General features: G+C 65.9%; 12 protein-coding genes. 5 read left to right on the forward strand and 7 right to left on the reverse strand.

The annotated features are described in order from the left end of the window. Positions 1 to 139: 139 nt before the first annotated feature. Entirely contained in the window at positions 140 to 2308 is a 2169-nt protein-coding gene (locus ASC89_RS00005; protein ID WP_055993568.1) for a primosomal protein N', read from the reverse strand. Between the two features lie 127 nt (positions 2309 to 2435). On the opposite strand from ASC89_RS00005, the gene ASC89_RS00010 reads away from it, so the two are divergent. Continuing rightward, a complete protein-coding gene (locus tag ASC89_RS00010; protein ID WP_055993570.1) occupies positions 2436 to 2918 on the forward strand; it encodes a VOC family protein in 483 nt (160 codons plus the stop codon). A gap of 243 nt (positions 2919 to 3161) precedes the next feature. Here the strand turns inward: ASC89_RS00010 and ASC89_RS00015 are convergent, their stop codons facing one another. Both ASC89_RS00015 and ASC89_RS00020 read right to left on the reverse strand, forming a co-directional pair. Further along, complete coding sequence (locus ASC89_RS00015; RefSeq protein ID WP_055875588.1) at positions 3162 to 3827, reverse strand: L,D-transpeptidase; 666 nt, start codon at positions 3825 to 3827, stop codon at positions 3162 to 3164. A gap of 68 nt (positions 3828 to 3895) precedes the next feature. After that, positions 3896 to 4207: a hypothetical protein gene (locus tag ASC89_RS00020; RefSeq protein WP_162247884.1), complete on the reverse strand. Its 312-nt coding sequence runs from the start codon at positions 4205 to 4207 to the stop codon at positions 3896 to 3898. A 157-nt stretch (positions 4208 to 4364) separates the two neighbouring features. Between ASC89_RS00020 and ASC89_RS00025 the strand changes: the two genes are divergently transcribed. Further along, positions 4365 to 5291, forward strand: coding sequence for a tyrosine recombinase XerC (locus ASC89_RS00025; protein ID WP_082533093.1), 927 nt, complete (start codon positions 4365 to 4367; stop codon positions 5289 to 5291). An 8-nt stretch (positions 5292 to 5299) separates the two neighbouring features. On the opposite strand, the gene ASC89_RS00030 is transcribed toward ASC89_RS00025, so the two are convergent. Continuing rightward, complete coding sequence (locus ASC89_RS00030) at positions 5300 to 6115, reverse strand: hypothetical protein (RefSeq protein WP_156384430.1); 816 nt, start codon at positions 6113 to 6115, stop codon at positions 5300 to 5302. A gap of 191 nt (positions 6116 to 6306) precedes the next feature. Between ASC89_RS00030 and ASC89_RS00035 the strand changes: the two genes are divergently transcribed. From ASC89_RS00035 to ASC89_RS00045, 3 genes are all read left to right on the forward strand, one after another. After that, positions 6307 to 7296: a DMT family transporter gene (locus tag ASC89_RS00035; protein ID WP_055993581.1), complete on the forward strand. Its 990-nt coding sequence runs from the start codon at positions 6307 to 6309 to the stop codon at positions 7294 to 7296. 103 nt (positions 7297 to 7399) lie between these two features. Next, positions 7400 to 9610, forward strand: coding sequence for an autotransporter domain-containing protein (locus ASC89_RS00040; RefSeq protein ID WP_156384431.1), 2211 nt, complete (start codon positions 7400 to 7402; stop codon positions 9608 to 9610). A gap of 208 nt (positions 9611 to 9818) precedes the next feature. Continuing rightward, a complete protein-coding gene (locus ASC89_RS00045) occupies positions 9819 to 10280 on the forward strand; it encodes a hypothetical protein (RefSeq protein WP_055875574.1) in 462 nt (153 codons plus the stop codon). 24 nt (positions 10281 to 10304) lie between these two features. On the opposite strand, the gene odhB is transcribed toward ASC89_RS00045, so the two are convergent. The 3 genes from odhB to sucD all read right to left on the reverse strand — a co-directional run bounded on the left by odhB (position 10305) and on the right by sucD (position 15764). Further along, positions 10305 to 11657: a 2-oxoglutarate dehydrogenase complex dihydrolipoyllysine-residue succinyltransferase gene (gene odhB / locus ASC89_RS00050; RefSeq protein ID WP_055993587.1), complete on the reverse strand. Its 1353-nt coding sequence runs from the start codon at positions 11655 to 11657 to the stop codon at positions 10305 to 10307. Positions 11658 to 11701: 44 nt separating this feature from the next. Beyond that, the gene (locus ASC89_RS00055; RefSeq protein WP_055875568.1) at positions 11702 to 14695 is read right to left on the reverse strand and encodes a 2-oxoglutarate dehydrogenase E1 component; all 2994 of its coding nucleotides are present in this window, start codon (positions 14693 to 14695) and stop codon (positions 11702 to 11704) included. 160 nt (positions 14696 to 14855) lie between these two features. Then, complete coding sequence (gene sucD / locus ASC89_RS00060; protein ID WP_055875565.1) at positions 14856 to 15764, reverse strand: succinate--CoA ligase subunit alpha; 909 nt, start codon at positions 15762 to 15764, stop codon at positions 14856 to 14858. Positions 15765 to 15777 lie beyond the last annotated feature (13 nt).

Consider the following 15777-nt stretch of genomic DNA (forward strand, 5'->3'; position numbering starts at 1 on the left):
TACTCAGCAAAAGCCGCCAGAACCGCCCCCTCAGGGCTACGCCTGCGGCCCAAACCACCAGCCCTCGCCAACTGCGCAACAGTCCCCAGAGGGGAGAGGTCGTCGCGGAGCGGCGGGTGAGGGGGCCTTTCTGCCAGCGCTAGAGGAACGACTGCGGATCGATATCCACCTGCACTCTGAGGTTCCCCGTGGTCTTGGGCGCCTGCTCCAGCCAGAACCGTACATAGCCCGAGAGATCAAAGTCCTTGCCGGATTGCGCCAAGAGCCGCACCCGGTGCCTGCCGCGGATCATCGAGATCGGCGCGTCGGCTGGGCCGAACAGTTTCAGCCCTTCCGCCAGTGGCGCGACGCTCAGCAGCTGCTTGGCATAGGCGAAGGCCGGGTCGTGCTCGTTGGCCGAAACGATCAGCGCCGCCAGCCGGCCGAACGGCGGCAGCCCACCCGCCTCGCGCGCCAAGAGTTCATGCTTGTAGAACGCCTCGCGATCGCCCTTGACCATCGCCTTCATCACCGGATGGTCCGGATGATAGGTCTGGAGGAACGCCTTGCCGGCCCGGTTGGCGCGGCCGGCGCGCCCCGTTACCTGTGTCAGGATCTGGAAGGTCCGCTCCGCCGCGCGCGGATCGCCGCGGTCGAGCCCGAGATCGGCATCGAGCACCCCGACCAAAGTCAGCTTCTCGAAATGGTGCCCCTTGGCCACCAGCTGCGTGCCCACCACCAGGTCGTATTCGCCGCGCTCGATCTCGGCAAAGCGCTCCTTGAGCTGCTGGTTCGAGCCCATGTCGGAGCTGAGGATCACCATGCGCGCGCCCGGGAAGCGCTCCGCCGCCTCTTCGGCGACCCGCTCGATCCCCGGCCCGATCGGCGTCAGCGAGTCGACCGCCCCACACTCGGTGCAGGCCTTGGGCACCCGCTGTTCGTGCCCGCAATGGTGGCACATCAGGACGCCGCGGAAGCGGTGCTCGACCAGCCAGGCCGAGCAATCCGGGCACTGGTACTGGTGTCCGCACGCCTTGCACAAAGTCAGCGGCGCATAGCCGCGCCGGTTCAAAAACAGCAGCGCCTGCTCGCCCCGGTCGAGCGTCGCGAACACCTCGCGCGCCAGCTTCGGTGCGATCCACTGCCCTTTCTCCGGCGGCTCCTCGCGCATGTCGATCGGCGCGATGTCCGGCATCCCCGCCTCGGCGAAACGCGAGGTCAGGAGCACATGCTTGTAGCGCCCCTGGTTGGCATTGTTCCGGCTCTCCACCGACGGCGTCGCTGAGCTCAGGATCACCCGCGCCTCGGCAAACCGCGCCCGCACCACCGCCATATCGCGGGCGTGATAGTTCACCCCGTCATATTGCTTGAACGCCCCGTCATGTTCCTCGTCGAGCACCACCAGGCCGAGCTCGCGGAACGGCAGGAACAGCGCCGAACGGGCTCCCAGCACCACCCGCACGTCGCCGTTCAGCACCGAGCGCCAGGTGCGGGCCCGCTGTGCCGGCGTCATATCCGAATGCCACTCGGCCGGCTTGGTGCCGAAGCGTTTGGAAAACCGCTCGACGAAGGTCGAGGTCAGCGCGATTTCCGGCAGCAGCACCAGCGCCTGCCGCCCGGCCCTGAGCGTATCGGCCACTGCCTCGAAGAACACTTCGGTCTTGCCGCCGCCGGTCACCCCGTCGAGCAGCGCCACCCCGAAGCCGTTGACGTCGATCTCGCGGATCTGCGCCATTGCCGCCGCCTGCTCCTCGTTCAGCGTCGGCGGCGCCGCGTCGGGGTCAGGCGGCAGCGCGATCGGTGGCGGCGCCATCTCGACCCGCGCGAGCGCCCCGGCCTTCTCCAGCCCCTCGACCACTGAGGCCGAGACTCCGGCCTCGCCGATGATCGCCGATTTGGCCCAGGCCTGGCCATCGAGCAGCAGGTCGAGCACCTTGTCGCGCGACTTGGTGCGCTTGTCGGGCTCCACCCCGGTCAAGCGGAAGGCGGTGATCGGGCGCTCCGGCGCCAGCGCCTCGGTCGAACGCAAGACGCTCCTGAGCACCAGCCCCGGCGCCGCCAGGGTGTATTTCGACACCCAGTCGACCGTCCTCAGCAGCTCTTCACTGAGCGGCGGCGTGTCGAAGACCTGGGCGATGTCCTTCAGCCGGTTATGCGCGTAATTGTCCTTGGGCAGCCCCCAGACCACGCCCAGCGTCAGCCGCCCGACCAGCGGCACCGCGACGATCGAGCCGCGCTGCACCTCCATCCCATAGGGCACGCGGTAGCTGTACGGCCCATCGACCGACACGCTCACCATCACCGCCACGATGTCGGGGGACTTTTCCATCTGTGCTCGCTTTGTTCACGGCTGAGATGGGAATTGCAAGTGCCTTCGCCAAACTCTTACGCTGCTGCCGCGTTCTGTCAGCAGTCTCGGTTCAATTACCCGTGCCCAACCACACGAGGAGCGTCCCATGCCCAGCACGATTCCCGAAGGCTACACCACCGTCACGCCGTGGATCATTTCTTCCGACACCCCGCAGCTGATCGATTTCCTCGTCGCCGCCTTCGACGGGGTCGAACTCAGCCGTATGGCCAACGAGGATGGGAGCATCGGCCACGCTGAGATCCGCATCGGTGACGCCGTCGTGATGGCCTTCGACGCGCCGGCCGGCCTCGCGGCCATGCCGGCCTTCATCCGGCTCTACGTTCCCGATGCGCGCAAGGGCTTCGCCAAGGCGCTCGAAGCCGGCGCCACCGAAGTCACCAAGCCGACCCTCCTCGCCTTCGGCGACCGCGTCGCCCGCGTCCGCGACCCGCTCGGCAATATCTGGTGGCTGCAGCAGCGCGTCGAGGAGGTCTCGGAAACCGAAATGCAGCAGCGCTGGGGCGACCCGAGATGGTCCGAACCCATGGCCTACGTACAGAACTCGCTGGCCGAAGCGCTGAAGCACTAGGGGCGCCGGCTTCCGAGCCGGCACCTGCTCGCCCACCCACTGGCGTCATCCCGGCGAACGCCGGGACCCAGTGCACAGCCCTATCCACCCGCATAGAACCATCCGACCTTTCGGTGATGGACCGGCAAGGCTTGTGCCTGCCTACCCTCAGAGCAGTGGGTCCCGGCTTTCGCCGGGATGACACCGAGTTTGCGGCGCTGTCTGGTGGCAAGTCCCGCCTGCGCGGGAATGACGCCGGGGAGGTCACATCACCAGAATCGGCGACCCACTCGGCACCCGCTGATACAGATCGATCACATCCTGGTTGAGCAGCCGCACGCAGCCTGATGAGATCGCCTTGCCGATGGTCCGCTCGTCGGTCGCGCCGTGCAGCCGGTAAATGGTGTCGCGCCCATCCTTGAAGATATAGAGCGCCCGCGCCCCGAGCGGGTTTTCGAGGCTTGGCGCCATGCCGCGGCGATAGGGCTCGAGCTCGGGCTGCCGGTCGATCATCTCGCTCGGCGGCGTCCAGGTCGGCCATTCGCGCTTGTACTGGATCACGCCGCGCCCCGACCAGGTGAAGCCGTCGCGGCCGATGCCGACGCCGTAGCGCATCGCCTTGCCGTTCTCCTGCACCAGGTAGAGGAAGCGGTGCGCCGTATCGACCACCACGGTGCCGGGCCGCTCGCCCGTCGGATCGTCCACCACCTGCCGCCAGAACTGCGGTTCGATCAGGTCCATGCGGGCCGCCGGGATCGGGAAGCGCTCGTTCGGCTGCGCCGCATACATGGCGAGCACATCGTCCGGAATGCGGACGGTTTCGGTTTCCAGCCGGGGCGCGCCGGAGGTGGCGCAGCCGGCGAGGGCGAGGGCTGCAAAGCTCGCCGCCCCGGCGAGCAGCGCCCGGCGGCCGATGATCAGGTCAGTCATTTTGAAATATCTCGTTAGCGGCCGGTCGGGCCGCGTTGGTCAGGAAAGGTGGTGATGTCGTGAGAGGATCAGCCGAGCCGGGGCGGTGGCAGTTCCGCGAGGGGCGACCGACCCTGCCGCATCGGCTGGTCGGCCAAGCCAAGGGCCCACTGCGCCACGGTAGCCCGCGGCACTTCGACAACCCGCCGGCTCAGTTCCGGCTGCGGCGGCATCACCCGCTTGCCACCCTGCATCTCGCACGGGTTCGGCAGATGCGCCGGCCCGCCATCGTGGCTGGCGCTCATGGTCGGCAGCCCGCTATTGGCAATGCAAACCCCGGCCGCGAAGCTGGGGCTCAACAGCGCGAGCAGCGCGACGCACAGCGTCAATATGGCAGTCAACCGATGCATGTCGCCCGGATAGCCCGCCAAATAAGGCAGGCAAAGGGCACCTCACGCCCGCGTGTTGGGTACCCGGGGGTTCGGAAGGCTGGTGATGCAGATCCGCAACACCCACTCCGTTTGCCGAATCCTAACCGCCCGGCCGTAGGCTTTCGACATGTCCCACGCCATGTTCGCCGACGCCGGCCTTTCCGCCCATATCGCCAACTGGCAGCGCGATCTCGGCGCCATCAGGCGCCTCGCGCCGCTGACGCTGGAGGCCTATCTGCGCGATCTCGGCCAGTTCGTCACCTTCCTCTCGGCCCACACCGGCGGCGAGGTCACACTGCAAACGCTGCAGGGGCTTCGCGCCGCTGATATCCGTGCCTTTCTCGCTGCCCGTCGCAGCGAGAGCCTCGGCTCGCGCTCGCTGGCCCGGGCGCTCAGCGCCATCAAGAGCTTCTTCGGTTTCCTCGAGCGGGAAGGCATCCTCGCGAGCGAGGCGCTCAACACCATCCGCACACCCAAGCAGCCGCGTTCGCTGCCCAAGGCGCTGACCGTGCTCGAAGCCAAGGCCACCATCCGCACCACCGACGAACTCGAGGATACTCCCTGGGTCGCCGCCCGCGACATGGCGGTGATCTCGCTCTGCTATGGCGCAGGCCTCCGTATCTCGGAAGCCCTCGCCGTCAGCCGCGCCGATCTTGAAGCGAGCGCCCTGCGCGTTACCGGCAAGGGTGGCAAGACCCGGCTGGTGCCGTTGATCGCTGCGGTGCGCCAGGCCATCGACACCTATCTCGGCCTCACCCCGTTCCACCCCGGTCCGGACGAGCCGATCTTCCGCGGCAAGAAAGGCGGCCCGCTGTCGCCGCGGCTGATCCAGCTGCGCATGCAGCAGCTGCGCGGCGCCCTCGGGCTGCCGCCCTCGGCGACCCCGCACGCGCTCCGCCACAGCTTTGCCACTCACCTTCTCGGCAAAGGCGGCGACCTGCGCGCCATCCAGGAGCTCCTGGGCCACGCCTCGCTCTCGACCACCCAGATCTACACCGCGGTCGATACCGAGCGCCTGCTCGAGAGCTACCGCGCGGCCCATCCGCGGGCCTGAGTCCGGCCTCAGCGCCCCGGTGTCGCTATGACGTCGTGCGCAAGCGACAGGACTTCCGCCTTTGCCGTACTGCTCGCCGAAAAGAACGCTTCCTGCAAGCGGATCACCGTTTCCGGCTGCACAAGCCAGGCAATGAACAGGTCATTGTCGGCCTTGCTCGACCACGACTCGCTCGATCGCAGGTAGCGCTCACCTTTGGCCCAGGTCAGCTGCCAGTTGATGAACTCCGCCAGTGCCACGCTCGCCGGCTCCGACCGATCGCCCTCCCACAGCTCGAGATACGGTCCGATCGGCTCTCCCGCCCTGACAAACGCCTCGATCAGCACGCCGGGTTCATCTCCTCCCGGAAGCCCGCCGAAACTCGCAGCCAGCAGGCCCAGAAAGACCCTGCGAACCGCCAACCGCTCCGCCTCGGGCCAGTCGGGCAGTCCCGCTTCGTTGAGCTTTGCGAACGTGTGCTCCGTGTTCCAGTACGGCCACGGCCCCTCGGCGCAGCATTCGAGCAGACGCGGCAGCAGCCAGCGCATTTGCTGGCTGGCCAGCGCCCCGCTCGCCTCATGGGCCGAGTTGAGATACTCCGAGATCTGCTCCACGCTCAGTCGCTCGCGTGACGTCTTCTCGATCTCGGCCTTCATAGCCACGGACATGCACACCCCACAGGTGCAGACCTGCAGCGGTCCGCCCAGGCCATTGTCGGGGAACAGGCGGTAGGCTTCCGCCACTGCCGCGGCGATATCGGGAGCACGTCTCATGGCGCCAAGCATCAGCCATGCCTCGCAAAACCGCAATCGGCGGTCGAACGCACCGTTCACCCAACCGGCCACTTTACAGCCGCCATGCCCGAGCGTACCTATCCGCCCATGACCGCTTGCATCCTAATTATTGGCAAAACCTGCCTCATCCCCTCCGGGGACCGGGACGCGACGGCTGTTTGACCCTCGTTTGCTCACCGGCCCCGCCATCAGGCGCGGTAACCCGGTGATCTGATGGCAGGGGCCAGAACTGGACCCGCCAAATGTCTCCCGAGACTGCGTCACCTCCATCCACCGCCCATCGCGGCTTCCGGCAATTCGCCTGGGCCGGCATCGTGCTGGCGCTCGCCGGCGCGGCGTTCTTCGCCACCAAAGGCATCGTCATCAAGCTGGCTTTGCTCGAGGGCATCGACTCGGTGACGACACTCACCTGGCGAATGATCGTCGCCGTGCCGATCTTTTTGACTGTCGGCATCCTCGGTTACCGCAAGAAGCTGGCCCAGCAACCCCCAGGCGCCCCGCCGGTGCTCACCTGGCCGGTGCTGGCGCAGACCCTCGGCGTCGGCGTCATCGGCTATTACGTCGCGAGCTACCTCGATTTCTCGGCGCTCGAATACATTACCGCGCAGTTCGACCGGCTGATCCTCCTCACCTATCCGTTCTTCGTCGTGCTGTTCGGCGCGATCTTCTTCAAGCGCAAAATCACCCTGCCGATGGTCGTGGCGCTGCTCGTCTCCTACCTCGGCATCGGCGTCATCTTCTGGCATGACCTCAGGATCGAGGGCGATAACGTGCTGCTCGGCGCCGCCTTGGTGTTCGGCTCGGCCATCGCCTACGCGGCGTACCAGATCATGGCCAAGCCATTGATCGACAAACTCGGCCCGCAGCTCTTCACCTCCATCGCCATGAGCGGCGCCGGCCCGGCGGTGATCGCGCATTTCCTCTTCACCCATCCGGTCACCGACCTTGCGGTCACCGGCAACGGGTTCCTGTTGATGCTGGCCATCGGCACGGTGTCGACCGTGCTGCCGGCCTATTGCATCTCGGGCGCCATCGCACTGATCGGCCCCGAGCGCACCGCCATCATCGGCAACGTCTCGCCGGTGGTCACCGTCGGCCTCGCCATCTCCGTCCTCGGCGAAGCCTTCACGCCCTACCACGCGATCGGTACGGCCCTGGTGCTGGGCGGGGTGTTCCTGTTCACCCGCAAGGAAAAGCCGAAGCTGAAGGTGCTGAAGGAAAGTACCGCTTGATTCCGTTGAGGATTCTCGACAAGCCTGCTCCTGGTTCAAATAGTTCTACAACAGTCGCCTGCGAGAAATTGCGGGGCGACTGACGAGGGTTCCGGGGGCGGGCGTGGGTTTGTGGACTAGGACCACCGACGACAGTACGGCAGCACGTGCCGCGCTGCTTGCGCTTTCCGGCACCATTGCAGGCCTCTGCTCCCCGCTGCCGGCGCAAGCGCAATACGTTGTGGCGCCGGGCCCGTACCCGGAGCTGACCGTCAGCAGCGGCAATCAGTCCGTCACCCAGAGCGGCGCAGTCTCGGTAGCCGGACAAACGACCATCGTCGCGGGCACCGGCACCATCACCTTGACCAACAGCGGCAACGACTTCGGCGGCCAGATCGTCGCCGCGGGTTCAGCTATCGCGCTCACCGACGCCAACGCCCTGCTCGTGGGCGTGCTGAACGGTGACTTAGGCGTCGTATCGCTCAGCGCCGGCGGGATGATCAGCCAGATCGGCATCGTCGAGGCGGGGACACTCAACCTCAACGGCGGCGATGACGTCATCCTGAGTAACACCGCCAACCGCATCGGCTTGCTGAACAGCGCGACCATCACCGGCGACTTCACCCTGGCCAACAGCCTGGCCCTGAACATCTACTCGCTCACTGCGGACAACGTGTCGCTCCACGTCGCCAGCGGCGTCACCGTGGGCGCCACTCATTCGATCACCGCCGACCAGGTCACCATGAACACTGGCCTCTTGACCGTGAACGGCCAGGTCGACGGCGCCGTGAACATCCTCGACGGCGCATCGCTCGGAGGTACCGGCACGGTCGGCAACACCACGATCGCCAGTGGCGGCACGCTGGCGCCCGGCAACTCCATCGGCACGCTTCATGTCGACGGAGACCTGGTGTTCGCGGCTGGCTCGTCCTTTGACGTCGAGGTCGATCCCTTGAGCAGCGCAAGCGACCTTGTCGCCGTTACCGGCAACGTCACCATCAATGGCGGGACCGTCGCCCATATCGGTGGGGCTGGCGACTTCCTCCGCACGACCCGCATCATCCTGACCACTGGAGGCGAGCTCACCGGAGCGTTTGCCGAGGTCGAGTCGATCTATGCCTTTCTGACGCCCCGCCTCATCTATGACTACGACGCCGACATGGTGGCACTCGAACTGGGCCGCAACGATATCGACTTCGTATCGTCGGCAGCGACCCGCAACCAGACCGCCACCGCCCAGGCCATCGACAGCATCGGCATCTTTGCCGCCAACCCGCTCTACGACGCCATCGCTCTGCTGCCCGACGATGACGCCCTGATCCAGGCGAGCTTCGACGCCCTATCGGGTGAGATCGGCGCGACCCTGCAGGGAGCGCTTATCGAAGACAGCCGCTTCATCCGTGACGCCATGGGCCAGCGCCTTCGCACCAGCCCGACTGGCCCTTCTGACGACTACGTGCCGCTGATGGGCTACGCGCCCAGCACCGAGCCCATGCTGCCCTCTCCGGAGCCGGCCGGCCCGACGGTCTGGGCCTATGGCTTCTCCTCCTCCGGTACGGCCGGCGGAGATGGCAACGCCGCCGCACGCGATCATGATATCGGCGGCCTGCTGGTCGGCACCGACGGCCTGCTCGGCGACTGGCGGGTCGGCCTCCTCGCCGGCTACAGCCGCTCCGGCTTCGAAGTAGAGGATCGCTCCTCCTCCGGCTCGAGCGACAGCTACCACCTCGGCCTCTACGGCGGCACCGCCTGGGGCGCTCTCGCGCTGCGCACCGGGCTCGCCTATACCCTGGCGGACCTCTCCACCCAGCGTCTTGTCGCCATCCCCTGGCTCGATGACAGCCTCAGCGCCGCCTACGGCGCCCAGACCCTCCAGGCCTTCGGCGAGCTCGCCTACGCGATCGAGACTGACGGCGCCCGGCTCGAGCCCTTCGTCAACCTGGCGCATGTGAACCTCACCACCGACGGCTACACCGAAGAGGGCGGCCCCGCCGCGTTGACGGTTGCGGGCAGCTCCACCGGCATCACCTTCGCCACCCTCGGGGCGCGGGCAGAACTCGCATTCGAACTGGGAAGCATCGACGCAACCCTGCTCGGCATGCTCGGCTGGCGCCACGCCTTCGGCGATCTCACCCCTACTGTAACTCAGGCTTTCGCGGCGGGTGACGCCTTCACCATCGCCGGCGCACCGATCGCCAGCGACAGCGTCGTGATCGAAGCCGGCCTCGATCTCGCCCTCAACGACACGGCCACCGTGGCCCTGTCCTATCTCGGCCAAATCTCGAGCGAAACCGAGAACCACGGCGCCAAGGCAACCCTGGCCGTCAGCTTCTAGAGCGCTTTCAGGAAAAGCTGCAGACTTTTCCGGTTCGAAAGCGCGGCAAAATCAATGACCTGGAGCGTTTCGGCGCTTCATTGAAACGGTGAAACGCTCCAGAAGCTCGGGCGGCGTGCTCGCCACCACTCTCCACCCGCATCCGCACAACGCCACTTGTGGCATGCCACGTACCGGTGCAGCCTCCGTCCAGTGCTGGGGGGCAGTCATGGTGCGCATTCTTTCGGGGCTTGCCCTGTTCGTCGTGGTCATTGCCCTCACCTGCGTCATGCTTGTCGGCTTCAGCTACGCCATGGGCTACGGCGCGCCTTCTTTTGACTTCGACTCACTTCTCCCCATCACCGCCGTGCTTGTGGCGTTCGCCTTGGCCAACTCGATCGTGCTGGTCGTTCTGGCCTGGCGCGGCCGGAACCGACCGCTGTCAGACGGGGTGTTGTCGCTGAATGTCCTCGTGATCGGCTTCACCCTCGTGACGCTGGTATCGATCCTGTTGCAGGGGCCATCGCCATATCCAGACAGCATGCCGATGTACTACGTTATGCTGATGGGCGGACAGGTCGTTACCTTCCTGATCCCGGCCCACATCGTCGCCGTTCTGGCGCTCAGCCGCACCCCACTCCTGCGTGGCTTTGTTCCAAAAGCAAAGGGGCCCGCCGAAGCGAGCCCCTGAACATCTGCGCTGACTGCCGCCGGATCAGAGATCCAGCACCAGCCGTTCCGGCGCCTCGAGGCTCTCCTTGACGCGGACGAGGAAGGTCACCGCTTCCTTGCCGTCGACGATACGGTGATCGTAGCTCAGCGCCAGATACATCATCGGACGGATGACGATCTCGCCGCCGACCACCACCGGCCGCTCCTGGATCTTGTGCATGCCCAGAATACCCGACTGCGGAGCATTGAGGATCGGCGTCGACATCAGCGAGCCGTAGACGCCGCCATTCGAGATGGTGAAGGTGCCGCCCTGCATGTCGGCCATCGAGAGCTGCCCGTCACGGGCGAGCTTGCCGAGCCGGGCGATATCCTTCTCGATGCCGGCGATCGACAGCTGATCGGCGTCGCGCACCACCGGCACCACGAGGCCCTTATCGGTCCCCACCGCCACGCCGATATGGGCGTAGTTCTTGTACACCAGGTCGTCGCCGTCGATCTCGGCATTGACCGCCGGGATTTCCTTCAGCGCGTGCGTCACCGCCTTGGTGAAAAAGCCCATGAAGCCGAGCTTCACGCCGTGCTTTTTCTCGAACAGCTCCTTGTAGGAATTGCGCAAGTCCATCACCGGCTTCATGTCCACCTCGTTGAAGGTGGTGAGCATGGCGGCGTTGTTCTGCGCTTCCTTCAAACGCCGCGCGATGGTCTGACGCAGCCGGGTCATCTTCACCCGCTCTTCGCGCACATCGTCATTGGCGTTAACCGGACCACGCGGCTGCGCCGGGACCGGAGCAGGCGCCGGCTCGGCGGCCTTGGGAGCCGGCGCCGGCGCAGGTGCGGGCGCTGCAACCGGCGCAGGAGCCGGCTTCGGCGTGGCGGCGACGGGCGCCGCAGCCACTGATGCGGCAGGTGCAGAAGCGGGCTTGGCCGCCGCCGCCAGCACATCTTCCTTGAGGATCTGGCCACGACGGCCCGAACCACTGACATCGGCGTCGGTGAGCCCGGCTTCCGCCATCAGCTTCTGGGCGCTCGGCGCCGGCGGCACGGCGGAGCCGTTGCCATTGGCGGGCTTCGGCGCCGGCTCGGCGGCGACTGCGGCCGGCTGCGGCACGTCAGCGGGCTTGGCCACAGCGGCCGGTGCAGCGGCGGCCACAGCAGACCCAGCAGCGGCGATCGCCCCGATCAGCGCCCCGACATTGACCGTATCGCCCGGATTGGCGGTGATGGTTTCGAGCACGCCGGCGGCCGGGGCCGGTACCTCGATGGTCACCTTGTCGGTCTCGAGCTCCACCACCGGCTCATCGGCGGCGACAGTGTCGCCCACCTTCTTGAACCACTGGCCGATCGTCGCCTCGGTGACGCTCTCGCCCAGCGTGGGCACCCGGATGTCAGTCGCCATCAGTTTGGTCCTTCAGTTTTCTTGCCGCGTCTAGGCGGGCGATTCTACTTGGCGAACGCTTCTTCGAGGAAGGCCTGCAGCTGCTGCAGGTGCGTGCGCATCAGGCCGGTGGCCGTCGCCGCCGAGGCAGCGCGGCCGACATAGTGCGGCCGGTCGCCCGGGCGACCCATCTGGTCCATCACCCAGTCGATATAGGGCTGCACGAACGCCCAGGCGCCCATATTCTTGGGCTCTTCCTGGCACCAGACGATCTCGGCGTTCTTGAACCGGTTGAGTTCGTCGAGCAGTGCCTTGGCCGGGAACGGGTAGAGCTGCTCGAGACGGAGCAGGTACACGTCGTTGATGCCGCGCTTCTCGCGATCCTCGAGCAGGTCGTAGTAGACCTTGCCGGTGCACAGGATCACCTTGCGGATCTCCTCGTCCGGCGCCAGCTTGATCGTCGTCTTGGGCACGCCCGGCGCTTCCGCATCGTCCCACAACAGGCGATGGAACGTCGATTCCGGCCCGAACTCGACCAGCCCCGACACCGCCTTCTTGTGGCGCAACAGGCTCTTGGGCGTCATCAGCACCAAAGGCTTGCGGAAGTCGCGCTTCATCTGGCGGCGCAGGATGTGGAAGTAGTTGGCTGGCGTCGTGCAGTTGGCGACCTGCATATTGTCTTCGGCGCAGCTCTGCAGGTAGCGCTCGAGGCGGGCCGACGAGTGCTCCGGCCCCTGGCCTTCATAGCCATGCGGCAACAGCATCACGAGGCCGCTCATCCGGAACCACTTGCGCTCGCCCGACGAGATGAACTGGTCGACCACCACCTGCGCACCGTTGGCAAAGTCGCCGAACTGGGCTTCCCACAGCGTCAGCGTTTTCGGTTCGGCCAGCGAATAGCCATACTCGAAGCCGAGCACCGCCTCTTCCGAGAGCATCGAGTTGACGACCTCGTAGCGGGCCTGCAGCTCGGCGATGTTGTTGAGCGGCGTGTAGGTCTCGTCCTTGTCCTGATCGTACAGCACCGAGTGGCGCTGGCTGAACGTGCCGCGCTCCACGTCCTGCCCCGAGAGCCGGACCGGGTGGCCCTCCTCGAGCAGCGTCGCATAGGCCAGCGCTTCGCCGGTCGCCCAGTCGATGCCTTCGCCCGACTCGATCGAGGCGAGCCGGTTGTCCATGAACCGCTTCACTGTCTTGTGGGCGTTGAAGCCGGCCGGAACCGTTGACAGCTTCTGGCCCAGATTGACCAGATCGGGGATGTCCACCCCGGTGTCGCCGCGGCGCGGGCCCTCGACGTCGGCGCGCTTCAGGTCCTTCCACACGCCATCGAGCCAGTCTGTCTTGTTCGGGCGGAAATCCTGCCCGGCCTCGAACTCGCGCTCGAGATGCGCCCGCCAGTCGGCCTTCATCTTGTCGACGTCATCGGCCGACAGCACGCCCTCCGCGGCGAGGCGCTTCGAATAGATATCGAGCGTCGTCTCGTGGCTGCGGATCTTGGAATACATCAGCGGCTGGGTGAAGCTCGGCTCGTCGCCTTCGTTATGGCCGAAGCGGCGATAGCAGAAGATGTCGATCACCACCGGCCGCGCGAAGCGCTGCCGGAACTCGGTGGCGACCTTGGCCACATAGACCACCGCTTCCGGGTCATCGCCGTTCACGTGGAACACCGGCGCCTCGATCATCTTGGCGACGTCGGTCGGGTACGGCGAGGAGCGCGAATACATCGGCGACGTGGTGAAGCCGATCTGGTTATTGATCACCACGTGGATCGAGCCGCCGGTGCGGTGACCCTTCAGCCCGCTGAGGCCGAGGCATTCGGCAATCACGCCCTGGCCGGCAAACGCCGCATCACCATGCAGCAGCAGCGGCAGCACCACCGAGCGATCGGTCTGGCGCGTATCGGCGATGAACCGCCCATCGACCGCCGAACGCTGGTCCTGCTTGGCGCGCGCCTTGCCCAGCACCACCGGATCGACGATCTCGAGATGCGACGGGTTGGCGGTGAGGCTGAGATGCACGTTATTGCCGTCGAACTCGCGGTCCGCTGAAGCACCCAGATGGTACTTCACGTCGCCCGAGCCTTCTACTTCCTCGGGGTAGAAGGCCCCGCCCTTGAACTCGTGGAACAGCGCCCGATGCGGCTTCGCCAGCACCTGGGTCAGGACGTTCAGCCGGCCGCGATGCGCCATGCCGAGCACGATATCCTTCACGCCCAGCGAACCGCCGCGCTTGATGATCTGCTCGAGCGCCGGGATCAGCGCTTCCGAGCCATCGAGGCCGAAGCGCTTGGTGCCGGTGAACTTGACGTCGAGGAACTTCTCGAACCCCTCGGCTTCGACCAGCTTGTTGAGGATCGCCTTCTTGCCCTCGGGCGTGAACTTGATCTCCTTGTCCGGCCCTTCCATGCGCTCCTGGATCCACTGCTTGGCTTCGGGATCGGAGATGTGCATGAACTCGACGCCGACGGTCGAGCAATAGGTCCGCTTCAGGATCTCCAGCATCTGGGGAACCGTCGCGTATTCGAGGCCCAGATAGTTGTCGATGAAGATCTTGCGGCCGTAATCGGCCTCGGTGAAGCCGTAGGTTTGGGGATCGAGCTCGGGTGCCGGATCGTCGGCCTTCATCTTCAACGGGTCGAGATCGGCGTGCAGATGCCCGCGCATGCGGTAGGCGCGGATCATCATGATGGCGTGGATCGAGTCGCGTGTCGCCTGCAGCACGTCGATGGCGGTCGGCGCCGGTGCGCCGGCGACCTTGGCCTTCTCGACCACCGCCTTCTGCACCTTGACCTGGATCTCGCCCCAGTTGCCGTCGAGCGCCGAAACCAGCTCGCCATTGGCCGACTGCGGCCAATCCTGGCGCTGCCAGCTCGGGCCTTCGGCATTCTTGTCGATATCGGCGGGAGCATCCTCGAGCCGATCGAAATACGACGCCCAGGTCGGATCGATCGAGGCCGGATCGGCCTTGTAGCGGGCGTACAGCCCTTCGATGTAATCGGCGTTGCCGCCATAGAGGAAAGAAGAGAGCAAGAACTGTTCGTTCTTTTCTTGTCGGGTCATGTCCAGCGTCGCGAGGCGTGAACCCCGCCATCCTTCTCAAACGCCCGGGAAATGCTCGACCGGGCCCTTTTTGCGTCGCGGGCCAACCTGCCCGCAACTTCTTTGTTTGACGTTAAGGCGCGGGAAACCACCCGCGCCCCGTCTTCAGTCCACCCTCGCCTCAGCCTTTTAGTACGTCGGCTAGGGTTTGGCCAATCCTCGCAGGCGACTGCGACACCTTTATGCCCGCGCGTTCCATTGCCGAAATCTTGTCTTCGGCGCCCCCCTTGCCGCCCGAAATCACGGCGCCGGCATGGCCCATGGTCCGGCCGGCCGGAGCGGTGCGCCCGGCGATGAAGCCGGCCATCGGCTTCTTGCGACCCTTCTTGGCCTCGTCGATCAGGAACTGCGCGGCATCTTCCTCGGCGGAACCGCCGATTTCGCCGATCATGATGATGGATTTGGTGGCTTCGTCGGCGAGGAACATCTCGAGCATATCGATGAACTCGGTGCCCTTGACCGGATCGCCGCCGATACCAACCGCAGTGGTCTGGCCGAGCCCGGCATTGGTGGTCTGGAACACCGCTTCATAGGTAAGCGTACCGGAGCGGGAAACAATGCCCACCGAGCCCTTGGAAAAGATCGAGCCCGGCATGATGCCGATCTTGCACTCTTCCGGCGTCAAGACGCCCGGGCAGTTGGGTCCGAGCAGCCGGGACTTGGATTTGTCGAGCCGCGCCTTCACCCGCACCATGTCGAGCACCGGGATGCCCTCGGTGATGCAGACGATCAGCGGGATCTCGGCATCGATCGCCTCGATGATGGCGTCGGCGGCGCCCGGCGGCGGCACGTAGACCACCGAAGCGGTGGCGCCGGTGCGCTCCTTGCCTTCGGCGACCGAAGCGAACACCGGCAGCGTGGCCGAGGCATCGAGCCCCGAGGTCCACACTTCACCGGCCTTCTTGGGGTTCACGCCGCCCACCATCTTGGTGCCGTAATAGGCCAGCGCCTGCTCGGTATGGAACGTGCCGGTCTTGCCGGTCAGCCCCTGCACCAGAACGCGAGTGTCTTTGTTGACGAGGATCGACATTGCTTCTTCCTGG

The organism is Devosia sp. Root413D1, from assembly GCF_001425235.1.
GTDB lineage: Bacteria > Pseudomonadota > Alphaproteobacteria > Rhizobiales > Devosiaceae > Devosia_A.